General features: G+C 71.6%; 23 protein-coding genes and 2 pseudogenes. 16 read left to right on the plus strand and 9 right to left on the minus strand.

The features are described from left to right. Positions 1-600: 600 nt before the first annotated feature. Both OG792_RS02645 and OG792_RS02650 read right to left on the minus strand, forming a co-directional pair. Positions 601-825: a DUF3107 domain-containing protein gene (locus tag OG792_RS02645; protein WP_121158362.1), complete on the minus strand. Its 225-nt coding sequence runs from the start codon at positions 823-825 to the stop codon at positions 601-603. Between the two features lie 65 nt (positions 826-890). Beyond that, positions 891-1,532 carry a TetR/AcrR family transcriptional regulator gene (locus tag OG792_RS02650; RefSeq protein WP_329107007.1) on the minus strand — a complete coding sequence of 214 codons (642 nt, stop codon included), beginning with the start codon at positions 1,530-1,532 and terminating at the stop codon, positions 891-893. 1,980 nt (positions 1,533-3,512) lie between these two features. On the opposite strand from OG792_RS02650, the pseudogene OG792_RS34610 reads away from it, so the two are divergent. From OG792_RS34610 to OG792_RS02670, 4 genes and pseudogenes are all read left to right on the plus strand, one after another. Continuing rightward, a pseudogene (locus tag OG792_RS34610) lies at positions 3,513-4,574 on the plus strand (hypothetical protein); the annotation flags it as partial. 195 nt (positions 4,575-4,769) lie between these two features. After that, complete coding sequence (locus tag OG792_RS02660) at positions 4,770-5,558, plus strand: DUF3152 domain-containing protein (RefSeq protein WP_329107010.1); 789 nt, start codon at positions 4,770-4,772, stop codon at positions 5,556-5,558. 92 nt (positions 5,559-5,650) lie between these two features. After that, complete coding sequence (gene moeZ / locus OG792_RS02665) at positions 5,651-6,871, plus strand: adenylyltransferase/sulfurtransferase MoeZ (RefSeq protein WP_329107012.1); 1,221 nt, start codon at positions 5,651-5,653, stop codon at positions 6,869-6,871. A gap of 204 nt (positions 6,872-7,075) precedes the next feature. Then, positions 7,076-7,888, plus strand: a complete 813-nt coding sequence (locus OG792_RS02670; protein ID WP_329111069.1) for a prenyltransferase/squalene oxidase repeat-containing protein — start codon at positions 7,076-7,078, stop codon at positions 7,886-7,888. 25 nt (positions 7,889-7,913) lie between these two features. Here OG792_RS02670 and OG792_RS02675 read toward each other — a convergent pair whose 3' ends face one another. Next, positions 7,914-9,158 carry a glutamate-5-semialdehyde dehydrogenase gene (locus OG792_RS02675; protein WP_329111071.1) on the minus strand — a complete coding sequence of 415 codons (1,245 nt, stop codon included), beginning with the start codon at positions 9,156-9,158 and terminating at the stop codon, positions 7,914-7,916. Between the two features lie 62 nt (positions 9,159-9,220). Continuing rightward, a complete protein-coding gene (gene proB, locus OG792_RS02680) occupies positions 9,221-10,333 on the minus strand; it encodes a glutamate 5-kinase (protein WP_329107014.1) in 1,113 nt (370 codons plus the stop codon). Between the two features lie 61 nt (positions 10,334-10,394). Between proB and OG792_RS02685 the strand changes: the two genes are divergently transcribed. The 6 genes from OG792_RS02685 to OG792_RS02710 all read left to right on the plus strand — a co-directional run bounded on the left by OG792_RS02685 (position 10,395) and on the right by OG792_RS02710 (position 16,345). Further along, positions 10,395-10,703, plus strand: a complete 309-nt coding sequence (locus OG792_RS02685) for an MGMT family protein (RefSeq protein WP_329107016.1) — start codon at positions 10,395-10,397, stop codon at positions 10,701-10,703. A gap of 94 nt (positions 10,704-10,797) precedes the next feature. Further along, entirely contained in the window at positions 10,798-12,213 is a 1,416-nt protein-coding gene (locus tag OG792_RS02690; RefSeq protein WP_329107017.1) for an MFS transporter, read from the plus strand. Positions 12,214-12,239: 26 nt separating this feature from the next. Further along, on the plus strand, positions 12,240-13,727 hold the full coding sequence (locus OG792_RS02695) for a pyridoxal phosphate-dependent decarboxylase family protein (RefSeq protein ID WP_329111073.1): 1,488 nt from the start codon (positions 12,240-12,242) through the stop codon (positions 13,725-13,727). Between the two features lie 138 nt (positions 13,728-13,865). Continuing rightward, positions 13,866-14,702, plus strand: a complete 837-nt coding sequence (locus tag OG792_RS02700) for an undecaprenyl-diphosphate phosphatase (RefSeq protein WP_329107018.1) — start codon at positions 13,866-13,868, stop codon at positions 14,700-14,702. Between the two features lie 181 nt (positions 14,703-14,883). Next, on the plus strand, positions 14,884-15,630 hold the full coding sequence (locus OG792_RS02705; protein ID WP_329107020.1) for a lytic polysaccharide monooxygenase: 747 nt from the start codon (positions 14,884-14,886) through the stop codon (positions 15,628-15,630). Positions 15,631-15,736: 106 nt separating this feature from the next. Continuing rightward, positions 15,737-16,345, plus strand: coding sequence for a DUF305 domain-containing protein (locus tag OG792_RS02710; RefSeq protein WP_329107022.1), 609 nt, complete (start codon positions 15,737-15,739; stop codon positions 16,343-16,345). Between the two features lie 47 nt (positions 16,346-16,392). Here the strand turns inward: OG792_RS02710 and OG792_RS02715 are convergent, their stop codons facing one another. Both OG792_RS02715 and OG792_RS02720 read right to left on the minus strand, forming a co-directional pair. Then, positions 16,393-17,610 (minus strand): hypothetical protein, encoded by a 1,218-nt coding sequence (locus tag OG792_RS02715; RefSeq protein WP_329107024.1) that lies wholly within the window; start codon positions 17,608-17,610, stop codon positions 16,393-16,395. After that, positions 17,603-18,166: a SigE family RNA polymerase sigma factor gene (locus tag OG792_RS02720; protein ID WP_442932365.1), complete on the minus strand. Its 564-nt coding sequence runs from the start codon at positions 18,164-18,166 to the stop codon at positions 17,603-17,605. The genes OG792_RS02715 and OG792_RS02720 overlap by 8 nt, the downstream gene beginning before the upstream one ends. A gap of 128 nt (positions 18,167-18,294) precedes the next feature. Here OG792_RS02720 and OG792_RS02725 point away from each other — a divergent pair, with 128 nt between their 5' ends. Together OG792_RS02725 and OG792_RS02730 are read left to right on the plus strand one after the other, a co-directional pair. After that, positions 18,295-18,858, plus strand: coding sequence for an NADH-quinone oxidoreductase subunit B (locus OG792_RS02725; protein ID WP_329107027.1), 564 nt, complete (start codon positions 18,295-18,297; stop codon positions 18,856-18,858). A 94-nt stretch (positions 18,859-18,952) separates the two neighbouring features. Next, complete coding sequence (locus OG792_RS02730) at positions 18,953-20,263, plus strand: DUF2252 domain-containing protein (protein WP_329107029.1); 1,311 nt, start codon at positions 18,953-18,955, stop codon at positions 20,261-20,263. A gap of 51 nt (positions 20,264-20,314) precedes the next feature. Here the strand turns inward: OG792_RS02730 and OG792_RS02735 are convergent, their stop codons facing one another. After that, the gene (locus tag OG792_RS02735; protein ID WP_329107032.1) at positions 20,315-21,358 is read right to left on the minus strand and encodes a glucose 1-dehydrogenase; all 1,044 of its coding nucleotides are present in this window, start codon (positions 21,356-21,358) and stop codon (positions 20,315-20,317) included. 148 nt (positions 21,359-21,506) lie between these two features. On the opposite strand from OG792_RS02735, the gene OG792_RS02740 reads away from it, so the two are divergent. From OG792_RS02740 to OG792_RS02750, 3 genes are all read left to right on the plus strand, one after another. Then, positions 21,507-22,082, plus strand: coding sequence for an NADH-quinone oxidoreductase subunit C (locus OG792_RS02740; protein WP_442932366.1), 576 nt, complete (start codon positions 21,507-21,509; stop codon positions 22,080-22,082). Then, positions 22,082-23,044 (plus strand): NADH-quinone oxidoreductase subunit NuoH, encoded by a 963-nt coding sequence (nuoH, locus tag OG792_RS02745; RefSeq protein ID WP_329107035.1) that lies wholly within the window; start codon positions 22,082-22,084, stop codon positions 23,042-23,044. The genes OG792_RS02740 and nuoH overlap by 1 nt, the downstream gene beginning before the upstream one ends. Positions 23,045-23,140: 96 nt before the next feature. Continuing rightward, entirely contained in the window at positions 23,141-23,572 is a 432-nt protein-coding gene (locus tag OG792_RS02750; RefSeq protein ID WP_329107038.1) for an ester cyclase, read from the plus strand. On the opposite strand, the gene OG792_RS02755 is transcribed toward OG792_RS02750, so the two are convergent. Further along, the gene (locus tag OG792_RS02755) at positions 23,544-23,801 is read right to left on the minus strand and encodes a Uma2 family endonuclease (protein ID WP_329107040.1); all 258 of its coding nucleotides are present in this window, start codon (positions 23,799-23,801) and stop codon (positions 23,544-23,546) included. The genes OG792_RS02750 and OG792_RS02755 overlap by 29 nt on opposite strands. Before the next feature lie 82 nt (positions 23,802-23,883). Further along, a pseudogene (locus tag OG792_RS02760) lies at positions 23,884-24,057 on the minus strand (Uma2 family endonuclease); the annotation flags it as partial. Between the two features lie 212 nt (positions 24,058-24,269). On the opposite strand from OG792_RS02760, the gene OG792_RS02765 reads away from it, so the two are divergent. Then, positions 24,270-24,875 carry a NuoI/complex I 23 kDa subunit family protein gene (locus OG792_RS02765; protein ID WP_329107042.1) on the plus strand — a complete coding sequence of 202 codons (606 nt, stop codon included), beginning with the start codon at positions 24,270-24,272 and terminating at the stop codon, positions 24,873-24,875. Positions 24,876-25,029: the final 154 nt, after the last annotated feature.

Here is a 25,029-nt window from a genome sequence, read left to right on the forward strand (position 1 = left end):
GCGCGGGCCACACGGTCTGCGGCTGAAATGCCGACTCAAACCGGGCCGCACGCGCGCCGCAGGAAGAATTCGAGGTACGCGAGACCTGCGGCAACTGCTCCATGTTACCTGAGCCGGGCAAATGTCGCCCCTACTCGGTCTTACGCGCAACCAACGGGGGTGTACGGCTGTGGTGCGCATTACCCGATAGCGGGCCCCCGGTGACGCGCAGTCGCATCAGCGGCACCAAATTTGCGTACCCATTACCGCAATGCGGTGTTCCGGGCCGGTGTTGGATGCGGCGTGCGCGGATCGGCGCGATCGTCCGGTTCAGCCACCACCGCGACCCGAAGATGGCACGGCGGCTGATCGGGGAGGGGCTGTCGCGGGCGGGCGGTTGGCCGGCGAGCGGGTCGGATCGACTGGGCTGATCGCCGAGGGCACCGTCGGCGGTGCGGGCGCACCCGCGCGCTGTTGCGGCGGTCGGGCGGAACAACTACAGCCTGTAGAACCAATCGGGTAGAACAACCGGACCGGCGGCACCGGGCCTCGTGGCCGCGAAACGCCCCGGCCCGGCCGTCGGGCCGGTGTCGGGACGTCAGCGCGTCGGGGCGGACCGGGTCAGCGGGCGACGAAACCGACGGCCCGGGGGGACGCCTCGGCGATCTCGACGTAGGCGACCTTGGTCACCGGGACGATGATCCGGCGGCCCTTCTCGTCCGTCAGGGACAGGGTGCCGTCGTTGGCGATGGCGTCGGTCACGATCTGCTCGATCTCGGCCGGCGTCTGCGCGCTTTCCAGCACCAACTCGCGCGGCGCGTACTGCACGCCGATCTTGACCTCCACGGGACCTCCTCATCCAGGGCGAAACTTCGCCGTTGCGAAGGCTATCCGATGAGCGGAGGTATCCGTCAGGCCGACTCGCCCTGGAGGGGGAAGCTGGCGATGCCACGCCAGGAGAGCGCGGCGAGCAGCGCCTCCGCCTCGGACTTCGGCACCTGACGGCCGCCGGCGAGCCAGAACTGGGCCGCCGTCTCGGCCGCGCCGACCAGGCCGGAGGCGAGCAGTTCGGCCCGCGCCCGGTGTACGCCGGTGGTCGAGATGATCGTGTCGGCGATCGCCGCGATGCACCCCCGCTCGACCCGGTCGACCCGGTCCCGTACCGCCGGCTCGTTGCGCAGGTCCGACTCGAAGACCAGCCGGAACGCCTCGCTCTTGTGGTCGATGAAGTCGAAGTACACCCGTACCGCGCCGCTGACCCGCTCCTTGTTGTCCGTGGTCGCCGCCATCGCGTCCCGGACCATCGCCACGATCGCGTCGGCGTGCGTGTCCAGCAGTGCCAGGTACAGCTCAAGCTTGCCCGGGAAGTGCTGGTAGAGCACCGGCTTGGAGACCCCGGCCCGCTCCGCGATGTCGTCCATCGCCGCCGCGTGGTAACCCTGGGCGACAAAAACCTCCTGAGCGGCGGCCAGCAACTGCTTACGCCGGGCCGAGCGAGGCAGCCGGGTGGGTCGGCCTGCTGTCTGCGCACCGCTCTCCGCAGCAGCGGTCATGGGAACCTCCGTGTCTCACGTCGCACAACCATCGACCTCGATCAGGTCGGATCGACGTATCACGTCGCGCCGCCGAATTAGGCCACCGCTGTAACTTATCGCCACTGTCACCACACGGTAGCCTCAGCGGGGGCGACCAAGGAGCGCACGGTGGACGAAACAGGGCAACCCGGGGCCGCCGCACCCGGCGAGAACGGTAACGGGGCAGGTCCGCACGGTGACCTGCCTCGGCCGGCCAATGGTTGGGCGGTGGCCGATTCCGGCTGGCCCAACGGGGCCAAGCCGGTCGAAGGCGGCTCCGAGTCACGGCCGAGGTGGCGCCAGTCGCCAGAACCGGGGGGCCCGCCGTCATGGGCGGACGAACCGGCGACGAGGTACACCGACCCGACGAACGCGGCCCGCGAGTCCGGGCAGCCGACCAACGGGTCCGGCTTCGGCGAACGGCACTATCCGGAACCACCGGTCGCGGCGTACCGGGCTCCGGCCAGCGCGCCGCCGTACCCGTACCAGGGGGAGCCGGAGTACGCGTACCCGGAGGACTTCGGGCCGGAGCGGATAGCCGTACCGGCGCCACGGCCGACGTCGGCGCCGGACCGCTCCACGGTGGAGCAGGACCGCGCGCCGTCCGGGCCGGACCGGTCCGCCGGCAACCCGGACCGTCAGCCGACCGCCGTCGGGGACCGGTCCGCGCCGGGTCCGGACCGTGGACCGGCCGGGTATGACCGGTCCACCGGCGCCGGGGAGCGGACCTCGACGCCGCCGGGTACGGGCGAGTCGCCGGAGGCGACCGAGCCGGCCCGGCACGCGTACGGCGATTCCGCCCCGACCTCGGCCCCGCCGGCCGGTCAACCGGCGCAGCCGGGCGGTACGCCGCCCGGATTCGAACCCGCGCCGGTGTATCGCGCGGTGCCGAACTACGACCTCACCCCACCGAAGCGGCTGGAACCGGTACCCGTCGCGGCGAACCCGGCCGACCGGGGCGGCCCGGCCGCCGACCGGGACCAGCCGACACCGCTGCGGAGCGTCCCGGACCCGCACGAGCGGGGGCCGGAGCCGGAGCACGATGCGGACCGCGCGGCGCCCGCCCGGCCCGCCTGGGCCCGGTCCGGTGGCGGTGTCGAACCCAACTGGCCACGTTCCGGCGCCGCCGCCGAGAGCGACGTGCCCGGACCGGAGCGGACCCGTGCGGCCACGCCGCCGGACGCCGACGGCCGCCCCGCCTGGGCGCGCTCGGACGGCCGGGCGGAACCCGGCGAACCGGCCCGCCCGACCTGGGCCCGATCCGGCGCCGGGCCGGCGGGGGCGGATTCCAACCGTCCGGCCTGGGCCCGGTCCGACAGCGGGTTTCAGGCCGCCGCCGCGTCCTGGGCCCGAAACGAGGCCGAGTCCGAGGCAACGGCCGGTGCATCCGGCCCCGGTTGGTCGAGGTCCGGGCCGAACCCGCCGCCCGGTGGGGACACCGGCCGGGAGTGGCCGCGTTCCGCACCCGAACCCGAGCAGCCGGCCGAGCAGGCCCGGCCGGGATGGGCGTCGAGTTGGGCGCCGCCGTGGGCGAAGGACAGCCAGGAACCCGAGGCGCGGCGCGCCCGTCGCGACGAGTCACCCGGCTGGCCGGATTCGACCCCGGTGCCGACGCCGGGCCAGTTGTCCGGACCGGAGCCGAGCATGGGCTACCCACCGCCGCCGGGTCCGGCCGGCTATCCGGCCGAGAGTGAGCCGCCGGGCTATCCGGCGCCGCCCGACCCGGCGGGTCGGGGTGGCGGTTACCCGGCCGGGCCGGAGCGCCCGTGGGCGACGCCGTACCCCGGCTACCCGGCCGTACCGGCGCAGCCGGGCCCGGTCGACCAGGGCCCGGTTGACCATGGGCCGGTAGAGCACGGCCCGGCGATCCGGGCGGCGGCCGAACCGGCGCCGGAGGCACTGCCGCAGCGGGTGCCGGCCGAGCCGGACGTGCCCACCATGCCCGAACCGATTCCGGGCGAGCCCTCGGCGGAAACGCCGGAACTGGCCCGGATCGCCACCCACCTGCGCCGCGAGGACGCGCCCAGCCAGCTCCGCGACCGTCCCGAGGGCTTCGACGTGAAGGCCATCCTGGCCGCCGTACGGGGCGTTCCCGGGGTACGCGACGCGTCCCTGCGGACCACCCCGGCCGGTGCGCACAGCCTGCGCCTGGACCTCTCCGACGGGGCGGATCCGGCGGAGGTGAGCCGGCAGGTGGCCCGGTTGCTCCAGGACCGGATGGGACTCGCGGCGGCCCCGAAGCTGCCCGGCACCCCGGTCCCCGGCGCGATGCTGCCCGGTACGCCGACGCGGGGCGCGATGCTGCCCGCCGCCCCGGTGTCCGGTGCGCCGACGTCCGCCCCACCCGCCGTCGGGCAGTCCGAGGCTCGGCGGCCGGTCGCCGACGCCCCGCCCGCCGAAGCTCCCACCGAGCCACCCCGCCGACGCCGACCGGCCGCCGCACACCAGGGCCGGGCCGCCGTGGAGGACCGGCCACCGGGCCCGTACGGCGGTGGCACCGGCATGTCCGGGATGGCCACCGGTAGTCCGGTGACCGCCGGTACGTCGTACTCGGGTGGCCAGCCCACCACCACCGAGACCGCACCCTCGCGGCCGCTGAACACCGATGGCCTCCCCGGTCCCCGGGTGGTGCTGGACCACGTCCAGGTGAGCACCTTCGGCCTGGAGGCGACCGTCGAGGTACGGCTCGCCGCCGGTGAGCAGCGGGCGACCGGACTGGCGTCCGGGCCGGCGGTGGACGGTTACGTGCTCCGGCTCTGCGCGGTCTCCGCCGCGGTCGCGATCGACGAACTGCTGCGCGGCTCGGAACGGGTGACCGAGATGGGGCGGTGCTTCGTGGAGCACGCGGCGGTGGTGCCGTTCGGCAGCTGCGAGGTGGCGACCGTGGTGGTGCTGCTGGTCTGCGACGGGTGGGTGGAGCAGCTCGCGGGTTCCGCGCTGGTCGCGGGCGACCCGCGGCAGGCGGTGGTCCGGGCCACCCTGGCCGCGGTCAACCGGCGGTTGGAGGCGCTGCTCGTCTGAGCGGAAGCGGCCCGAAGGGGCTGGATGAGGCGGCAATGCTGCGCTACTGACTGTGACGTGGCACGCTGGGCAACGATGTCCACTTCCAGTCCCCGTTCCCGGTCCCGAGCCCGTGCCACCAGGGCGAACGACTCGGATCGGTACCGCGGAGTCCGGCGGCGGGAACCCCCGCGCGGACGACGTCTCGCTATCGTCATGGCGGTGCTGGTGGCGGTCGTGGGGGTGCTGCTCGGCCTGGTCGGCCCGCCGTTGCTCGATCGGTTGAGCGCGGCCGAGCGGCCGGTGACGGCCGGTCCGAAGAGCATCGGCAGCGCGGTCCAGCCGCCCGTTACGGCCACGTCGGCGCCCGCGGTGGTGCAGGCGCCGACGCCACCACTGCTGCGGATGCCCGGCCCGGTGCCGCAGTCCGGCAGGGACTCCTTCCGGTACGCGACCGGTGCGGGCAAGGTCGTCGGCCACGCGGGTACGCTGCGGCGCTACCGGGTCGCCACCGAGGACGGCTCCGGTGAGGACGTGAAGGAGTTCTCCTCGGCGGTGGAGGAGGCGCTGGGCGATCCGCGCAGTTGGACCGGCAGCGGGCAGCTCCGGTTGCAGCGGGTGCCGGACGGTTCGAACTACGACTTCACCGTCTACCTCGCCACGGCCGACACGGCGGCCCGGATGTGTGCCGCCGGTGGGACCGACATCCGGATCGGCGGCAAGCCGTACACGTCGTGCCGGACGCCGGGCAAGGTGATCATCAACCTGAACCGGTGGATGCTCTCGGTCGACTACCTGGTCGCGGCGAAGCTGCCGCTGGCGACGTACCGGCTGTACGTGATCAACCATGAGACCGGCCACCAGTTGGGGCACGGGCACGAGCAGTGCCTCGGCAAGGGGAAGCCGGCGCCGGTGATGCAGCAGCAGACGCTGTTCCTGAACGGTTGCACCGTCAACCCGTGGCCGTACCTGGACGGCGCGCGGTACGAGGGACCGCCGGTCTGACCTCCGGTGGCGGTCCCGCCACGGGTATTCCCGCCCCGGTTTCCGGGACAGGTGTTCCACCTCATGGTCAATGCCCGCTTTCCCGAGCGACAATGGCGCGGCACACCACTATCGATTCCGGGGAGTTCACCGTGTCGTTGCCCCCGCTCGTCGAGCCCGCCGCCGAGCTGACCGTTGAAGAGATCCGCCGCTATTCGCGCCACTTGATCATTCCCGACGTCGGGGTCGAGGGGCAGAAGCGGCTCAAGAACGCGCGGGTGCTCTGTGTGGGCGCCGGCGGCCTGGGCTCCCCGGCGCTGATGTACCTGGCCGCGGCCGGTGTCGGCACGCTGGGCATCGTCGACTTCGACACCGTCGACGAGTCGAACCTCCAGCGCCAGATCATCCACGGTCAGTCGGACATCGGCCGGCCCAAGGCGGAGTCGGCCGCGGCGACCGTACGGGAGATCAATCCGCTGGTGAACGTGGTGATCCACAACACCGCGCTGGACCGGGACAACGTACGCGAGCTGTTCGGCCAGTACGACCTGATCGTCGACGGCACCGACAACTTCGCCACCCGGTACATGGTCAACGACGCGGCGGTGCTGCTCGGCAAGCCGTACGTCTGGGGTTCGATCTACCGGTTCGACGGCCAGGCGTCGGTCTTCTGGGCCGAGCACGGCCCGTGCTACCGCTGCCTCTACCCGGAGCCGCCGCCGCCCGGCATGGTGCCGTCGTGCGCCGAGGGCGGCGTGCTCGGCGTGCTCTGCGCGTCGATCGGCTCGATCCAGGTGACCGAGGCGATCAAGCTGCTCACCGGCATCGGCGAGCCGCTGGTCGGCCGGCTGACCGTGTACGACGCCCTGGAGATGGAGTACCGCAAGATCAAGGTCCGCAAGGACCCGGGCTGCGTGCTCTGTGGCGAGAACCCGACGGTGACCGACCTGCTGGAGGACTACGAGGACTTCTGCGGTGCGGTCTCCACCGAGGCGCAGGACGCGGTGGTCGGCTCGACCATCACCGCCTCGGAGCTGAAGGACTGGCAGGACACCGGCAAGGACCACTTCCTGATCGACGTCCGGGAACCGGCCGAGTTCGAGATCGTCCGCATCCCCGGCTCGACGCTGATCCCGAAGGGCGAGATCCTCTCCGGTGAGGCGCTGGCCCGGCTGCCGCAGGACCGGCAGATAGTGCTGCACTGCAAGTCCGGGGTGCGCTCGGCGGAGGCGCTGGCGGCGCTGAAGGCGGCCGGTTTCCGGGACGCGGTGCACGTACAGGGCGGGGTGCTCGCCTGGATCAAGCAGGTTGACCCGGCGCTGCCGGCGTACTGATCATTACACCGGCCGGCGGGGCGACCGTCGGACAGGCTCCTTCCGTGCCGATTTTCGGTGCGGAAGGAGCCTTTTGATGGGCGGTGGCCTGATTTCTGATCGACCGTGGCCTATGAGCGGACCTGCCGAGTGGCTGGTTGACCTCGGCTGACTTACCGAGGCAGAGAAAGTTTCCCACCGGTAGCCTTCTCTCCCGTGGTGGACATGGACGGTGCGATCGGCTTTGTCGTGGCGCACGGCGACGCGGTGGACCGGGCTCGGCTTTCCCGGCTGCGTACCGGTGCGCCACCTCCGCCGGAGGTGCTCGGCGACGTCGAGATGGGCGCGGCTCCGGACGGTGGCTGGCCCGCGCTCTGGGGCGGCGAGATCGCCTCGGTCGACGCCACCTGCTTCCGGCTCGCCGAACTCGACGACCTTGGCGCGCTCGACCGGCCCGCCGCCCGGAAGGCACTCGACTGGCTCGCCGGCCGGCAGGGTCCGGACGGCACCTGGGAGGAGCACGAGTCACTGGCCCGCGAGGCGCCGGACTGGGCGAAGCCCGGCGATCCCGAGGCCGAACTCTTCCTCACCGCCAACGCCGGCTTCTGGCTCACCGTGGCCGGGCTCGACGCCCGCGCCGCCGGGCCACTCGACCACCGGGTCGGCGGCGTGTACGCCGGCTCGGTGCACGCCGCCGCCAAGGCGATCGCCGGCCGGTTGAGACCCGACGGCACCTGGCCGTCGTTCCTGGCCGCCGGTTGGTTGTCCGCCGCCGTGCTGCACCGGCAGGAACTGTTCTACGAGTCGGCGCGGATCCAGGGTGTGCTGGTCGACCGGCTGCCGGCGATGTCCCCGGCCGACGTGGCCTGGATGGCGTCGGCGCTGGTCCGGGTCGGGGTGAACCCGCAGGACTGGCTGCTGGTCGCCGCCCGCCGCCGGCTCGCCGAGACCCAGCGCAGCGACGGCGGCTGGCCGAGCGAGGACGGCGACACCTTCGACGTACACACCACGCTGCTGGTCATCCGCGCCGTCCGCTGAAACCGGGCGGCGGGGGCGGCGCCGGTCAGCCGCGCAGGTGGCCGTCGCCGGTGACGACGTACTTGGTGGAGGTCAGCTCGGGCAGCCCCATCGGGCCACGGGCGTGCAGCTTCTGGGTGGAGATGCCGATCTCGGCACCGAAGCCGAACTCGCCGCCGTCGGTGAACCGGGTGGAGGCGTTCACCATCACCGCGGCCGAGTCGACCCGGGCGACGAACTCCCGGGCCGCGCCGACCGAGTCGGTGACGATCGCCTCGGTGTGGCCGGTGCCGTACCGCCGGATGTGCTCGACCGCGGCGTCGAGCGAGTCGACCACGGCGGCCGAGATGTCCGCGGCCAGGTATTCGGTGCCGTGGTCGGAGTCGGTGGCCGGCACCACGTCGGCGGAGTAGGCCCGGATGCGGTCGTCGCCGTGCACGGTCACCCCGGCGGTCGCGAACGCGGCCAGCATCGCCGGCAGGAACGCGTCGGCGACGTCCGCGTGCACCAGCAGCGACTCGGCGGTGTTGCAGGTCGACAGGCGCTGGGTCTTGGAGTTGAGCGCGATGTCGACGGCCTTCGCCACGTCGGCGGCGGCGTCCACGTACACGTGGCAGTTGCCCACCCCGGTCTCGATCACCGGCACCGTCGACTCCTCGACCACGGTCCGGATCAGCGAGGCGCCGCCGCGCGGGATCAGCACGTCGACCAGGCCACGGGCGCGCATCAGCTCCTTGACCGAGTCGCGGGACGAGGCGTCCAGCAGTTGGATCGCGTCGGCCGGCAGCCCGGCCCCGGTGACCGCGTCGCGCAGCACCTCGACCAGGGCGGCGTTCGAGTGCGCCGCCGACGAGGAACCGCGCAGCAGGGCGGCGTTGCCGGACTTGAGGCAGATGCCGGCGGCGTCGACGGTCACGTTCGGCCGCGCCTCGTAGATGATGCCGACCACCCCGAACGGCACCCGGATCTGGCGCAACTCCAGGCCGTTGGGCAGGGTCGAGCCGCGAACGACCTCGCCGACCGGGTCGGCGAGCCCGGCCATCTCCCGCAACGCGGCGGCGATGCCGGCCACCCGGTCCGTGCTGAGCGCCAACCGGTCCAGGATCGCCGCGGACAGTCCGGCCGCGCGTCCGGCCGCCAGGTCCGCCTCGTTCGCGGTCAGGATCTCCGGCGTACGGGCGACCAGCGCGTCGGCCATCGCGTGCAGGCCGGCGTCCTTGGCGGTACGGGTCGCGGTGGCGAGCGTGTTCGCCGCCGTACGGGCCCGGCGTGCCTGTTCGCTGACGCTAATGTTCGCCGCCGTACGGGCCCGGCGTGCCTGCTCGGTGACGCTCATCTCGAACTCCTCGTTTCTCACAGCAGGACGAGGTCGTCGCGGTGCACGACCTCACGCTCGTACGCCGGGCCGAGGGCGGCGGCGAGTTCGCCGGTGGACCGCCCGAGCAGTCCGGGCAGTTCGACCGCGTCGTAGTTGACCAGCCCTCGGGCGACCGGGGTGCCGAGGATGTCGACCAGGTCGACCGGGTCACCGGCGGTGAAGGTGCCGTCGACGGCGGTGATGCCGGCCGGCAGCAGCGACTTGCGGCGGGTGACCACGGCCTGCACCGCGCCCGGGTCCAGGTGCAGCCGGCCCCGGGGCGAGGTGGCGTGGGCCAGCCAGAACAGCCGGGCACCGGGCCGCTGCACGGCCGGGTGGAACAGGGTGCCGACGTGGTCGGCGCCGGCCAGCGCCTCGGCGGCGAGCGGTGCGGCGGTGAGCACGACCGGGATGCCGAAGCCGGTGGCGATCCGGGCCGCCTCGACCTTGGTGACCATGCCGCCGGTGCCGACACCGGCCCGTCCGGCCCGGCCGATGGTTACCGTCGCCAGGTCGTCGGTGCTGTGCACCTGCTCGATCCTGGTGGTGCCGGGCTTGGCCGGGTCGCCGGTGTAGAGGGCGTCGACGTCGGAGAGCAGCACCAGCAGGTCGGCCTGGACCAGGGCGGCGACCAGTGCGGCGAGCCGGTCGTTGTCGCCGAACCGGATCTCCTCGGTGGCGACCGTGTCGTTCTCGTTGACGATCGGTACGGCCCGCAGGTCGAGCAGCTTGCGCAGGGTCCGGTACGCGTTGCGGTAGTGCACCCGCCGGGTGACGTCGTCGACGGTGAGCAGGACCTGCCCGACGGTGCGTCCGTGCCGGGCGAAGCTGGCCGCGTACCGGCCGATCAGCAGGCCCTGCCCGACGCTGGCGGCGGCCTGCTGGGTGGCCAGGTCACGCGGTCGGCGGGGCAGCCCGAGCGGGGCCAGACCGGCGGCGATCGCACCGGAGGAGACCAGCACGATCTCCCGCCCGTCCGCCGCCAGCGCGGCGAGTACGTCGGTGAGGGCGTCGACCCGATCGGTGTCGAGTCCGCCGCTGGCGGTGGTCAGCGAGGACGAGCCGACCTTGACCACGATCCGCCGCGCTGCCGTGACTGCTTCACGCACCCGCCCATTCTGCGCGGTTATCGGCGGTGGGCGGCGGTCGGCTCCCATATGCTGGCGATCCGTGACGACGGAAGAGTACGTCGAGGCCGTACTGGCCCTGGTCGAGCGGATCCCGCCGGGACGGGTGATGTCGTACGGGGCGATAGCGGACGCGCTGGCCGCTCGCTCCGGCCGCAACTCCGCCCGCCAGGTCGGGTCGATCATGAGTCGGCACGGCGGCGGTGTGCCCTGGTACCGGGTGGTGAACTCGGCCGGTCGGCTGCCGCCGGGGCACGAGTCGCGGGCGCGGGCCCGGCTGGTCGCCGAGGGTGCCCCGATGCGCGGCGACCGGGTGGACCTGCGGACCGCCGCCTGGTTCCCAACGGACTGATGGGATGCGGTCGCCGCACCCCGCTTTCCGGGCGGTCAGGATCGGATCTTCGGGGGGTGGGGCGGACCGCGTACCGCCGTTAGCATTCGGCCCCATGACTGCCTCGCCGGCCGGGACCGGCCTGCCCCGCCGGGTACGCGCCGGGTACGCGCTCGGATCGCTGGCCACCGGGGCGTTCGGCACCGTACCGGGGTTGGTGCTGCTGCCGTACCTGACGGACACGTTGGGGATCGCGGCCGGCATCGCGGCGCTGCTGGTGTTGCTGCCGAAGGCGTGGGACGTACTGGTCAACCCGGTGGTCGGGCGGATCTCCGACCGGTCCCGCTCGCCGTGGGGGCCGCGCCGGCCGTTCCTGCTGTTCGGCGGGATCGCGCTGGCGGTGCTGTTCGCGGCGATGTTCGCCGGACCGGTGGGCACCGGTGCCGACGCCGGCTGGTACGTGGCGTTCGCCTTCCTGGCCACCGCGACCGCTTTTGCCTTCTTCCAGGTGCCGTACGTGGCGATGCCGGCCGAGTTGACCGACGACTACCAGGAACGTACCCGCCTGATGACGTGGCGGATCGCGGTGCTGGCGGTGGCCATCCTGGTCTCCGGCGCGGTCGCCCCGGCCGTGGTGCAGGCGGGTGGCTCGGGCATCCCCGGACACCGGTGGATGGGTCTGTTCGTGGCGGTGCTGATCGTCGCCGGTGCGGTGGGCGCCTTCGTCGGCACCCGAGGCACCTCGGCCGGTACGGTCGGCGAGAGTGAACCGAGCCTGCGGGCGCAGTTGCGGGTCGTGTCGGGCAACCGGCCGTTCCGGTTGCTGCTGGCCTGTTTCGTCATCCAGTCGGCCGGGATCGCGACCGTGCTCGCCGGGGTCAACTACTTCGTCGAACAGGTGCTGGACGCGGGCGAGGGCGGCACCACCATCGCGTTCGTCGCGTTTGTCGGGCCGGCGCTGCTGGTGATGCCGCTCTGGTCCCGGATCGGTGCCCGGATCGGCAAGCTGAGGGCCTTCGTCCGGGCCTCACTGATCTTCGCGGTCGGCGCGTTGGCGCTGGTCGCCGCGCCGCTGCTGCCGTCCGTGCTGCCGTACCTGGTGATCGTGGTGATCGGCTGCGGTTATGCCGGCCTCCAGGTCTTCGCGCTGGCCATGTTGCCGGACTGCATCGCGTACGACACCGCGCGGACCGGGCGCCGGCAGGCGGGGGTGTTCACCGGGGTGTGGACGGCGGGGGAGACGTTCGGGTTGGCCTTCGGGCCGGGCATCTACGGGCTGGTGTTGCAGGTGTTCGGTTACGTCTCGTCGGACACCGGGACGGCGGCGGCGCAGTCGGACACCGCCCGGCTCGGGGTGCTGCTCGGCTTCACCGTACTGCCGGCGCTGCTGGTCGGGTTGCCGGTGCTGCTGCTGCGGCGCTACGACCTGACCTCGGCCCGCCTCGCCGAGGCCGAAGCGGCGGCCGAAGCGGGGGCGGGGGCGGGGTTCGAGCGGTCGGCGGCGGTCGGCGAGAGCGAGCCGAGCCGGTGATCGAGTCGGCTGTTACGGTGTCCGCCATGGTCGAGGCGCTGCCCCCGCACGGCGTACCCGCTGCCCAGGTGTTGGACGAGGTACGCGGCCTGCGGGCCGCCGACCGGCCGACCCACGGCGGGCGGTTGTTCGCCTACGTCTACGACCCGGCGGTGCCCGGCCTGGACGACTTGGCGAACTCGGCGTACGCGCTGTCGGCGCACGTGAACGGGCTCGACCCGACCGCCTTCCCGTCGCTGCTGGCGATGGAGAACGCGCTGGTCGGCGCGGCGGCCACGGTGCTCGGCGGCGGTCCGGGCAGCAGCGCGCCGGAGGTGGTCGGCAGTGTCACCGGCGGCGGGACCGAGTCGCTGATCCTGGCGGTGAAGACCGCGCGGGACGCGCACCCGGAGATCGGGGCGCCCCGGCTGGTGGTGCCGGTGACCGCGCACGCGGCGTTCGCGAAGGCGGCGCACTATCTCGGCGTCGCGCTGGACCTGGTGCCGGTGTCACCGGAGACGTTGCGTCCGGATCCGGCCGACATCGCCGCCGCGATCGGTCCGCAGACGGTGCTGGTGGCGTGCTCGGCGCCGTCGTACGCGCACGGGGTGGTCGACCCGGTGGCCGCGATCGCACAGATCGCGGCGGCGGCCGGGGTGCGCTGTCACGTGGACGCCTGCTTCGGCGGCTGGACGCTGCCGTACCTGCGCCGGCTCGGTGTCGAGGTGCCGCCGTTCGACTTCGCCGTGCCGGGGGTCACCTCGATCTCGGTCGACCTGCACAAGTACGCGTACGCGCCGAAGGGTGTGTCGGTGCTGCTGCACCGGGACGAAGGGCTGCGCCGACCGCAGTACTTCGCCTTCGCCGACTGGCCCGGTTACACGATGCTGAACCCGGTGATCTCGTCCACCCGTTCGGGCGGGCCGATCGCGGCGGCGTTCGCCACCCTGCGGTTTATCGGCGACGCGGGTTACCTGGCTCTGGCTCGGACCACTGTGGATGCTGTGCGTGGGTTGGCCGACGAGGTCAGGGGCGTGGACGGGCTGCGGCTGCTGGCCGAGCCCGAGGCGACCGTGGTCTGTTTCGGCACCGAGGATCCCGGCCTGGACCTGTTCGTCCTGGCGGACGAACTCACCGTCCGTGGTTGGCACACCCAACCCCAGTTGGCGTACGGCGATCTGCCGGCCAGCATCCACCTGACGGTGACCGCCTCGGTGGCGCCCCGGGTGGCCGATTTCGGGGTGGACCTGCGGGCCGCCGTGGCCGCCGCACGGGTTGCCGGTCCGGTCGAGCTGCCGGCCGAGTTGCTGGCGCTGGCCGGCGCGCTGACCCCGGAGCAGCTCACCCCGGAACTCGTCGCCGGCCTCGCCGCCGGGTTGGGCCTGGGTGGCGGTGACGGTGCCGACACCGGGTCGAGCGGGCCGTTGCCGGAGCGGGTTGCCGTGGTCAACACCCTGCTCAACGCCGCCCCGGTACGCCTGCGTGAGCGGTTGCTGGTGGAGTTCCTCAGCCTGTTGCAACGCCCGACCTACTGACCGCCGGTCGGTGCCGACGTCCGCCCCTCGCGGTTTTCCCCGGTCGGGACTGCGTTAGCGTCAACGCCCGTCGAAGGATGATCCAGCCACCCGGACGGGGTTGTCCTCCGGCCTCCATCCCGGCTCCGAGAGGCGCATGTGAACATCCTGGAAGCGGTGCTGCTGGGCGCGGTGGAGGGGCTCACCGAGTTCCTGCCGGTATCCAGCACCGGCCACCTCACCATCCTGGAAAAGCTGCTCGGCTACTCCATCGACGACCCCGACATCACCGCGTTCACCGCGATCATCCAGGTCGGCGCGGTGTTCGCGACCCTGCTCTATCTCCGCAAGGATCTGGTCCGGATCCTCACCGCCTGGGTACGCGGGGTGTTCAGCCCGGCGGGTCGGGCGAGTCCGGACTACCGGTTCGGCTGGGCGGTCATCCTGGGTTCGATCCCGATCGGGGTGATCGGGCTGCTGTTCAAGGACCAGATCGAGACCACGTTGCGCAGTCTGTGGTTCGTCGGCTTCGCGCTGATTCTCTGGTCCGGGGTGATGTGGTTCGCCGACCGGGCCGCCACCCAGGTCCGCCACGAGTCGGACGTGACCTGGAAGGACACGCTGATCATCGGCACGGTGCAGGCCCTCGCGCTGATTCCGGGCATCTCCCGGTCGGGTGCGACGATGTCCGCCGGGTTGCTGCGTGACCTGGACCGGGTCACCGTGACCCGGTTGTCGTTCTTCCTCTCCATCCCGGCGCTGATGGCCGCGGGCGCGCTCCAGGTGGTGGACGAGTACGACAACATCAGCACCGGGGTCGGCTGGCCGGCGACCATCACCGCCACCCTGGTCAGCGGGATCGTCGGTTACTTCGCCGTGGCCTGGCTGCTGAAGTTCATCGCCCGGCACACGTACACGATGTTCATCGTCTACCGGGTGATCCTCGGCACGGTGGTGCTGGTCCTGGTCGGTACGGGCACCATCTCCGCCACCTGAGTCCGATCCGACGACCCGGCAGCGGCCCGGTGTCCCGCCCCTGCACGGGTGGCACACCGGGCCGCTGCGCTGCGTGGCGGTACGAATACATCGACGAACTTATTTCCAGGTCTTTACTGTAAATAGTGTTTACTATAAATTGTTAAGGGCGCCCTGCCGAGTCCGAGTAAGGAGCCCTTCGATGCGAAGATCTGCCGTACTGTCGCTGCTGACAGCCGCAGCCCTCGTCACCTCCACCCTGGTCGTCGCCGCGCCCGCGCAGGCACACGGCTACATCTCCTCACCACCCAGCCGCCAGGCCAACTGCGCGCAGGGTCGGGTCGCCAACTGTGGACAGATCCAGTGGGAACCACAGAGCGTCGAGGGGCCGAAGGGGCTGCGCAACTGCCACGCCAACATCGGGCACTTCGCCGTACTCAGCGACGAGAGCCGTAACTGGCCGGCGACCTCGGTCGGCACCTCGCTCACGTTCAACTGGGTGCTCACCGCCCGGCACTCGACCAGCACCTGGGAGTACTACATCGGCAACCAGCGGGTCGCGTTGTTCGACGACAACGGCCGCCAGCCCGGTGCCACCGTCTCCCACCAGGTGAACCTCGGCGGCTTCTCCGGCCGGCAGAAGCTGCTCGCCATCTGGAACATCGCCGACACCGCGAACGCGTTCTACTCCTGCGTCGACCTCCAGATCGGTGGCGGTGGCGGCAACCCGCCGCCGAACCCCACCCCGACGCCGACCCGTACGGCAACCCCGCCGCCGACCAACCCGACCACCCCGCCGCCGGCCGGTGGCACCTGGGCCCCGGGCACCGCGTACCAGGTCGGTAGCACGGTCACCTACGGCGGCGTCAGCTACCGCTGCCGTCAGGCACACACGGCCATCCCCGGCTGGGAGCCGCCGAACGTGCCCGCGCTCTGGCAGCAGCTCTGACAACTGCCAACACCGGCGGGCCCGTACCCATCCGGTACGGGCCCGCGCCCGGCGTCGACCGTCGAGTCCGCCTCCCTGCCCGTCGTCCGAGCCGAAAGAGCGGGACATGACCCGTCACCGTCGTACGCTGCTCGTCCCGGTCGTGCTGTTGCTGCTCGCCGGCTGCGGTGGGCCGCCCGCCGCGACACCGGCGGAGCCCACCCCCGACGTGGCCCGGCCGGCGGCGTCCGCGACCGCCACCGCGTCACCGGGACCGTTCAACCCGGCCGACGTGATGTTCCTGCAAATGATGGTGACCCACCACGGACAGGGTTTGGAACTGGTCCGGTTGGCCGAGAGTCGGGCCCGGCGACCCGAGGTACGCACCCTCGCCGCGGCCGTCGACGTCACCCAGGCCGAGGAGCAGGAGACCATGCGCGGCTGGCTGCGTACCTGGGGGGAGCCGACCGAGGCGGACCCGGCCGACCACGCCCACGCCGACCACGGCGGGTTGCCGGCCACCGGCCCGGAGCAGATCGCCGCGCTGGCCCGGACCACCGGAGCCGAGTTCGAGACCGCGTTCCTCAACCTGTTCATCGCGCACCAGCACAACGCCGTCGAGATGGCCCGCAACGAGACCAAGTTCGGGCAGGACCCCGCCGCCAAGGAGCTTGCCGGTCGGATCGACCAGTCCAGGACCGCCCAGATCAACCAGATGCTGGCCCTGCTCGGCTAGGGACGCATGGTGGCGACGCGTCGACCGCGCCGCCACCCGTACCGGTGCTATTTGATTTTCATCGTGGCCCGGTTGTCCCCGGGCTCGAAGTCGGCCGCGACGCCGCCCCCGCCGTTCAGGTTCAGCAACGCGACCGTGGCGGTGGTCGGCAGCCCCGGCCCGGCGTTGACCAGGTGGAAGGTCACCTTCCGCTCCTCCCCGGCCCGCAGCGGTTTCAGCGTGCAGAAGCTCCGCTCACCGTCCGTTCGGGAGTCCTCGCAGTCGTACCAGCCGGGGCTCGCCGCGGTACCGGCGCCGCCCGGCCGGACGTCGAACTCCAGTCGTGGCCGCTGTGCCGTGACCGTGCCGACATTGCGCAGCGTCAGGGTGACCTCCCCGGTCCGCAGCCCGCCGCCCTCCGGCGCGCGGTAGACCAGGTCCGTCGCGGTCACGGTGAGATTCACACCGTACGGGTTGTCCGGGAACGAACGCGGCCCCTCGGACTGGCCGAACACCTGCCCGTCCCACCGGTAACCACGCCACTGGCGCTGGGAGTACTCCAGCGGCCAACCGCCGCCCGGAGCCTCGTCGGCCACCTCGACCCGGACCACCCCGTTGGCCCGTACCTCGATGTCGGTGAACCACTGCGCCTTCGGGTCGCTACGCACCACCTGGCCGACCGTGACGATCCCACCGGCATCGTCCCGGTCGAACGCGACCACCTGCATCGGCCCGCCCTGGCCGACCAGGCAGGTGACGAGCGCGACGGTCTCGGTGGCGCCATCGGCGTCGACATCGCCGTACGCGGTCGCGACCAGGACGTTGTCACCGTCGTCGACGGCCCTGTCGGTCAGCCGCGCACCGTTGGCCGGGCAACCCGGACCGGAACGCCAGGCGGGCAGGTCGACCGTTGCCCGGAGCAGGTCCGCGCGGCTGATCCGGCCGTCCGGTGCGCCCGGCGTGGCACTCGCCGACACGCTCGGCCCGGCCGACGGGGTCGGGCTGGTCGACGGGGTCGGGCTCGGCGTCGGCCCGTCGGTGGCGATCGGCCCGGTCGGGCTGGGCGAGGTGCGGTTCAGGGCCGCGTACCCGGCCACCGGGCCGACGATGACGACCAGGGCCAGCGCGAGTGCGCCGGTCGTCGCGACCCGGCGACGGCGCCGGACGGTGCTGCGTACGGCATCCGGGCCGGGTGGCGTCACCCGGTCGAGCAGCCCGGTACGGAAGGCGGCGAACTCGGCGTCCAGCGCGACGTCGTCGTACCCGAAATCGTCGGTGTCAGCCATTGCTCTGCTCCCTGCGGTCGGTCAACTGCTCGGCCAGGGCGACACGGGCCCGATGCAACCAGGACTTCACCGTGCCCTCCGCCACCCCCTCCTGCCGGGCTATCTCGGCGATCGTCATGTCACCGAGGTGGTGCAACACCACCGCCCGCCGATGATTCGACGGCAACAGGGCCAACGCCGCGGTCAACGCCACCCGATCCGGCGTCGGACCCGCCACGTGCTCCTCCCGCTGCCGACGCAGATACGCCTGCGCCGTACGCAACCGCCGCCACCGACTCGTCGCCAGATTCCACGCCACCCGACGCACCCAGGCCACCGGATCGTCGTACCGAACCACCCGGTCCCACCGCGCGAACGCCCGACAGAACGCCTCCTGCACCAGATCCTGCGCCTGCCCCAGATCCCCCGTGTACGCACACAGATGCACCGTCATCGACCTGAAATGCGCGTGGTAGAACGCATCAAACTCCACTTTCTCGGCTCTGTCCGGGTCCGCTTCACCAGCGGGCGCAACCGGTGGTGAAGCATCGACACCCGGACCTGTCGTCACCGTCACTCGTTCCTCCCCGTCCGGGCCCCTGCCCGAGGACGCCCGTAACACGTGCCGGCGATGGCGCCGGTTGCGGGGAAGCGGCACGACGATGCTGTGGTTCACTGTCGGGTGCCGGACCGAGAGGGGGGACCATGCAACTGCCCGGAGTGCTCGGCGAGCCGATCCGGTTCGTACTCAACTGGGGTCGCCGCTATTCATTGTGGGTCTTCAATTTCGGACTGGCCTGCTGCGCGATCGAGTTCATCGCCACCAGCATGGGACGGCACGACTTCATCCGGCTCGGGGTGATCCCGTTCGCCCACGGCCCCCGCCAGGCCGACCTGATGGTGGTTTCCGGCACGGTCACCGACAAGATGGCGCCGGCGATCAAGCGGCTCTACGACCAGATGCCCGAGCCGAAGTACGTCATTTCGTTCGGTGCCTGCTCGAACTGCGGCGGCCCGTACTGGGATTCGTACTCGGTGACCAAGGGGGTCGACCAGCTCATCCCGGTCGACGTCTACGTGCCCGGCTGCCCGCCCCGGCCGGAGGCACTGCTGCACGGCATCCTCCGCCTCCAGGAGAAGATCGCCGCCGAGCAGTCCGGGATCGGCGGCGTGTCCCGCCCGGATCCGCTCAGTGCACCGGTCGACGCCGGCACCGGCCGCAGCGTCGCGTCGCTCACCGCACCACCGGTACGCCCGCCCGCGACCTGACCACACCACCGGTACACCTGCCCGCGAGCTGGCTGCGTCGCCGGTCAGCCGACCTGTGCACCGGGCCTGGCCGGGGCGGACTAGCCTGCGGAGCATGAGCACTGATCAACGGGCGGACCAGCTGGTCGACGTCCTGATCGCCGAGTTCGGCGAGTCGATGGCCCTGGACCCGGCCGCGTTCCGGCGCAAGTTCCGCAAGATGGCCGCCACCCCGTTCGCCTTCTACCGGGGCAGCGCCTCGGTCTTCTACGCGGACCTGACCGGCGACTTCGCCGACGACCGCTTCCTCAACCCGCGTACCAGCCGGGTCTGGATCCACGGCGATCTGCACGCCGAGAACTTCGGCACCTACATGAACGGCTCCGGCCAACTCGTGTTCAACGTCAACGACTTCGACGAGGCGTACGTCGGGCCGTTCTCCTGGGACCTGAAACGGTTCGTCGCCAGCGTGGCGTTGATCGGGTACGCCAAGGCCCTATCCGACGACGTGATCACCGACCTGGTGAGCCGGTTCGCCGAGGCGTACCTGACCGAACTGCGGGCGATCGCGGCCGGCGGCGAGGAGGCGATCGGCTCGATCACCCTCGACAACGCCGACGGGGTGCTGCGTACGGTGTTGCAGCGGGCCCGGTTGAGCACCCGGGTCGACCTGCTCTCCGCCCAGACCACGATCGACAACTACGAGCGCCGGTTCGCGCTCGCCGACGGCGTGTTCGAGATCGACGAGGCGGCCCGCGCCGAGGTGGTGGCCGCGTACGAGCGCTACCTCGACACCCTGCCGGTGTCGAGCGGGGGCCTGCGTCCGGTTGCCGCCCAGATCAAGGACGTGGTGCTGCGCAAGGGCGTGGGCATCGGTTCGGCCGGCCTGCCGTCGTACAACCTGCTGCTGGAGGGGCACACCCAGGCGCTGGAGAACGACGTGGTGATCTACATGAAGCAGGCCCAGGTGCCGGCCGTCGCCCGGTACATCGACGATCCGGGCGTACGCGGCTACTTCCAGCACCAGGGGCACCGTACCGCCGAGTCGCAGCGGGCCCTTCAGGCGCACGCCGACCCGTGGCTGGGCTTCACCGAGCTGGGCGGGATCGGCCAGTTGGTCGCCGAGGTGTCCCCGTACGCCGCCGACCTGGACTGGTCCGACGTCAACGAGCCGGCGGAGCTGGCCGGGGTGATCGGTGACCTGGGTCGGGCGGTGGCCCGGATGCACTCGGTCGCCGACGACGAGTCCAGCCACGACCTGGTCGACTACTCCACCGAGGAGGAGATCGTCGCGGTGGTGGACAAGGACGAGGCCGGCTTCGTGGCCCACCTGGTCGACTTCGCGCACACCTACGGGTTGCGGGCCCGCGAGGACCACCAGATCTTCGTAGACCTGTTCCGCAACGGCCGCCTGCCCGGCCTGTGACCGGGCCGGTCCCGTTGGAAAGCCGGGCCTGCTTGAAAGGCCGGCCCGGGCTCAGCTGAAGTCGAGCACGGTCTTGATCTCGTTGGGGGCGGGGGTGTACGCCTCGGTGTACGCCTCCACCGGCACCCGGCGGCTGATCAGCGAGCCCAACCACTGCCGGTCGGCCCTGGCCAGCGCGGTCGCGGCGAGGTCCCAGTGCCGACGGTTGGCGTTGACCGAGCCGAACACCACGTTGTTCTCCAGCACCAGCTCCCGGTTCAGCGCACCGGCGTCAAAGTCGATCAGGCGCCCGCCGGTGGAGACACCGGTGAGGCAGACGATCCCGTTCGGCGCGGCCTGGCACATCACGTCGAGGACCACCGACGGCGCTCCGGTGCATTCGAGCACCACGTCGGGGGCGAACCCGAGCGCGGCCATCCCCTCGGAGTGGTACTGCGCGCCCAGCGCCCGTACCAGCTCCGGCTTCGGCCCCGTCTTGGCGAGATCCAGTACGTGTACGGTCAGGCCGCGTTGGCAGGCCAGCAGGGCGGCCAGCAGGCCGATCGGGCCGGCCCCGGTGACCAGTACGGTCTCCGGCTTCCACACCGCCCGCGCACCGATCCGCTCGATATGTTCCCATGCCTTCGCCACCACACTGGTCGGTTCGAGCAGCGTGCCGACCTCGGCCAACGCCGGTTCCAGCAGGATGGCGTACTCCGGGTCGACCCGCCAGCGTTCGCGGGCGAAGCCGGCCCGGCCCTTGATGCCGTGCTCGGTGTACTGGCCGTTGCGGCACATGTCCCACTCGCCGGCCGCGCAGTTCGGGCACGGCACCGGATCCGGATGCCGGACCACCCCCGCGACCAGGTCACCCGGACGCAGCGAACCCGTCGGATCTTCCAACACCCGACCGAGCGACTCGTGCCCGATGACAAGCTCCGTCGCCCCCGGCGGCGCCTCCCCATAGTGCCCCGCGATGATCTCGTGATCGGTCCCGCACACCCCCACGGACAACGCCTGAACCAGCACCGCCCCCTCATCGATCGGCGGCTCCGGATAGTCCTCCGCCACCCCCAACGACCCAGCCACCCCCGGCACCACCGTCACAGCCCGCACCCTCGTATCCTCCCCCACCCTCCCCGCGATCTAGGGCGAATACGTGTTTGTTGATCTCCGATCACCACCATTCGCCCTAGATCGCGGGAGAGGGTGGGGCGTGGGGGGAGGGGGTGGGAGGGGTGGGGGGTCATAGGATTTGGGGGTGATGGCGGAGGAGATTGGTGCGCGGCTGGGCGTGGTGCTCGGGGGTGCGGAGATCACCGTCGGGGTGTCGGGCGGGCAGGCGTACGCGCGGGCCACCGTCGACGTGGCGCCGGACGGATGGCGGGACGCGGTTCGGGGGGCCCGGGACGACGCCGAGCTGAGCTGCGACTTCTTCGACTGGCTCTCGGCCGTGGACGAGCTGGCGGACGGGTTCGACATCGTCGCGCACCTCTGGTCGATCCGGCACCGGCACGGTGTGCTGCTGCGTACCCGGGTGCCCCGGTCGGACCCGCGGGTACCGTCCGTGGTGGACCTCTTCCCCGGCGCCGCCTGGCACGAGCGCGAGACGCACGAGATGTTCGGGATCGGGTTCACCGGGCACGACGACCTCCGGCCGCTGCTGCTGCCACCGGAATTCGAGGGACACCCGCTGCGCAAGGAGTTCGTGCTCGCCTCAAGGGTGGCCAAGCCGTGGCCGGGGGCGAAGGAACCGGGCGAGTCGGAGGCGGGAGCCGCCCGCCGGCAGCCGATGCGGCCGCCGGGCGTACCGGCACCGGGCGAATGGGGCGACCGCTGATGCCGCTCTGGCTGGAACTGCTGATCCGGGTGGTGGCCGTGGTGGTTGCGTTCCTCACCCTGCCGCTCGTCGTCGGCCAGCTCGAACACAAGGTGATGGCGCACATGCAGGGCCGGCTCGGCCCGATGTACGCGGGCGGCTTCCACGGCTGGGCACAGTTGATCGCCGACGGGATCAAGTTCGTGCAGAAGGAGGACATCACGCCCCGGGCGGCCGACCGGGCGGTGTTCCGGCTGGCGCCGGTGGTGGCGCTGGTGCCGTACCTGTTGGCCCTGCTGGTCATCCCGCTCGGACCGGGAGATCTGGTCGGACAGCCGCTGGACGTCGGCCTGTTCTTCGTCCTGGCCGTGATCGGCGTGGGTGTGGTCGCGGTGCTGATGTCGGCCTGGGCCTCGGCGAACAAGTACGCCCTGCTCGGTGGCTTGCGCGGGGCGGCCCAGTTGCTCGGCTACGAGCTGCCGCTGGTGCTCTCGGCGGCGAGCGTGGCGATGGCCGCCGGCACGCTGAGCCTGCCCGGCATCGTGCAGGCGTGGCAGCCGTGGTGGCTGATCTGGCAGGCGCCGGCCATGTTCGTCTTCTTCATCGCCGGGCTGGCCGAGATCCGCCGGCCGCCGTTCGACATGCCGATCGCCGACTCCGAGTTGGTGTTCGGTTACCTGACCGAGTACACCGGCCTGCGGTTCGCCTTCTTCCTGCTCGCCGAGTACGTCGGCATCGTGGTGATCGCGGCCCTGACCACCGTCCTGTTCCTCGGTGGCTGGCAGGGCCCGTTCGGCGACGAGTACCTCGGCTGGCTCTGGACCCTGCTCAAGATCTTCGCGGTGTCCTTCGTGGTGATCTGGTTCCGGGTGGCCTACCCGCGCCTGCGCGAGGACCAGTTGCAGCGGCTCTGCTGGCTGGTGCTGGTCCCGGTGGCGCTCGGTCAACTGGTGCTCACCACCGCGGTCCGTGTCATCTTCTGACTGGCCGGGCACGTCGCTCCCTGAGCGGAGGCGTCGTTTTCTGAGCGGAGGCGTCGTTTTCTGGACGGGGCGGTTCGGGGGCTAGGCTGACTCATCGTGGTCGACATCGACAGCGCGGTACGGCGGTTCGTGACGGACGTCTGGCACGACTCCCGCGAGGAGACGGCGTACGAGTTGGTCGCCGACGAGTGCCCCGGTCTCGGCGGTTCGGGGCCGGCGGCGGTGCTGGCCTGGCACCGGGAGCGCCGGACGGCCTTTCCAGACCTGCGATACAAGATCGTCGACCTGATCGTCTCCGGTGAGCGGGCCGCCCTGCACTGGCGGGCCGCCGGCACCCAGCGTGGCGCCTTCGGGCCGGTGCCGCCGACCGGGCAGGTGGTGAGCTACTCCGGCGCCACGTTCCTGCGGTTCGATCCCGTGGGCAAGATCATCGATGTGTGGAGCGTCAACGAGCTGTTCCAGCTGCTGCAACAGCTCGGTGTCGAGGTGCTGCCGCCGCTCACAGGTGCCGGGGGATCAGCCGACTGACCGGCAGATTCAAGGGCCACGGCTCGCCGGTGTCGACGAACTTGTTCCACCGGCCCGTTTCCGGGTAGACCTCGTGCACCGGGTCGATCTTGTACGTGTAGACGGTCAGCCCGTCCTCGAACTCGATCCGCCAGTAGAGCGGGATACCGGCCTGGGCGTAGAGCGCCGGCTTCAGGATCCGGTCCATCGACCGCGAGCCCTCGGAGACGATCTCGACCGCGAGCACCACCTCGTGCGGCTCGTACCTCGTGGTCCGGCGGGCGGGCGGCGGCAGCGGTGGTGACCAGCACGTCCGGGATGAACGAGCGGCGCCGGTTGATCCGTACCTCGACACCCTGGGTGACGTCGTACTCGTCCGGACAGGCGGCGTCCAGCGCGGCGGCCAGCCGCCAGGCGATCGTCTGGTGGGCGGCCGTGGGGGAGGGCGACATGATCAGAACTCCGTCGAGCAGCTCGCGGCGGCGAGCCGTCGTCGGGCAGGGCATCCAGATCGTCAGTGGTCCACCCGTCCCTCGGCGGGTAGGCGTCGCTGAGTGCGGAGGTCATGCAACGTTCATCTCACGCGGGGCCGGATGCCCCGTGCCCAGGGTACGGCACCACGTACGGCCGGTAGGGCGGGAAGTGGCGGGTGGTGGTCGCGCGGGGGCGACCGACAGTGCAGGATGGGCGGCATGAGCGAGCAGAGTGGGCCGGTGGCATGAAGGTGCCCGGAGAGGGTCTCGCGAAGGGGCTGGCGGTCACCCTCAAGACGATGGTCGGCCACTCGCACACCCAGCAGTACCCGGACGTCGAGCCCGAACTGCCGCCGCGCTCGCGCGGGGTGATCGCCCTGGCCGAGGAGAACTGCACGGTCTGCATGCTCTGCGCCCGCGAGTGCCCGGACTGGTGCATCTACATCGACTCGCACAAGGAAGAGGTCCAGGTCCCCGGCGCGGCGCGGCCCCGACAGCGCAACGTACTGGACAAGTTCGACATCGACTTCTCGCTCTGCATGTACTGCGGCATCTGCATCGAGGTCTGCCCGTTCGACGCGCTCTACTGGTCGCCGGAGTTCGAGTACGCCGAGTACGACATCAAGGACCTGCTGCACGACAAGGACCACCTCGGGCAGTGGATGGCGACCGTACCGCCGCCGCCCGCGCACGACCCGAACGGTGAGCCGGCGAAGGAGGAGACCGCCGCCGCGCGCAAGGCGGCCACCCCGGCGCCGGGCGCGTCCCGCCCGACCGCCCCACCGGTACGCCCACAGCGTCCCGCCGGCCCGCCCGCCTCGGAACCGCCGGCCCCCTCGGAGACGCCATGACCGGGACGACAACCATGGTCGGGACGACAACCATGGTCGGGACGACAACCATGGTCGGGACGACAACCATGGCCGGGACGACAACCATGGTCGGGACGACAACCATGGCCGGGACGACAACCATGGCCGGGACGGTGGCCGGGCTGGGAGAGCG

Source organism: Micromonospora sp. NBC_01699, assembly GCF_036250065.1.
Taxonomy (GTDB): Bacteria; Actinomycetota; Actinomycetes; order Mycobacteriales; family Micromonosporaceae; genus Micromonospora_G.

Bases quoted from the DNA above. Each gene is read 5' to 3' on its own strand.
- OG792_RS02650 (WP_329107007.1), bottom strand. From the start codon at position 1,532: ATGACCGCTGCTGCGGAGAGCGGTGCGCAGACAGCAGGCCGACCCACC.
- OG792_RS02660 (WP_329107010.1), top strand. From the start codon at position 4,770: ATGGCGGTGCTGGTGGCGGTCGTGGGGGTGCTGCTCGGCCTGGTCGGC.
- moeZ (WP_329107012.1), top strand. From the start codon at position 5,651: ATGGCGCGGCACACCACTATCGATTCCGGGGAGTTCACCGTGTCGTTG.
- OG792_RS02670 (WP_329111069.1), top strand. From the start codon at position 7,076: ATGGACGGTGCGATCGGCTTTGTCGTGGCGCACGGCGACGCGGTGGAC.
- OG792_RS02690 (WP_329107017.1), top strand. From the start codon at position 10,798: ATGACTGCCTCGCCGGCCGGGACCGGCCTGCCCCGCCGGGTACGCGCC.
- OG792_RS02695 (WP_329111073.1), top strand. From the start codon at position 12,240: ATGGTCGAGGCGCTGCCCCCGCACGGCGTACCCGCTGCCCAGGTGTTG.
- OG792_RS02705 (WP_329107020.1), top strand. From the start codon at position 14,884: ATGCGAAGATCTGCCGTACTGTCGCTGCTGACAGCCGCAGCCCTCGTC.
- OG792_RS02710 (WP_329107022.1), top strand. From the start codon at position 15,737: ATGACCCGTCACCGTCGTACGCTGCTCGTCCCGGTCGTGCTGTTGCTG.
- OG792_RS02715 (WP_329107024.1), bottom strand. From the start codon at position 17,610: ATGGCTGACACCGACGATTTCGGGTACGACGACGTCGCGCTGGACGCC.
- OG792_RS02725 (WP_329107027.1), top strand. From the start codon at position 18,295: ATGCAACTGCCCGGAGTGCTCGGCGAGCCGATCCGGTTCGTACTCAAC.
- OG792_RS02730 (WP_329107029.1), top strand. From the start codon at position 18,953: ATGAGCACTGATCAACGGGCGGACCAGCTGGTCGACGTCCTGATCGCC.
- OG792_RS02740 (WP_442932366.1), top strand. From the start codon at position 21,507: ATGGCGGAGGAGATTGGTGCGCGGCTGGGCGTGGTGCTCGGGGGTGCG.
- nuoH (WP_329107035.1), top strand. From the start codon at position 22,082: ATGCCGCTCTGGCTGGAACTGCTGATCCGGGTGGTGGCCGTGGTGGTT.
- OG792_RS02765 (WP_329107042.1), top strand. From the start codon at position 24,270: ATGAAGGTGCCCGGAGAGGGTCTCGCGAAGGGGCTGGCGGTCACCCTC.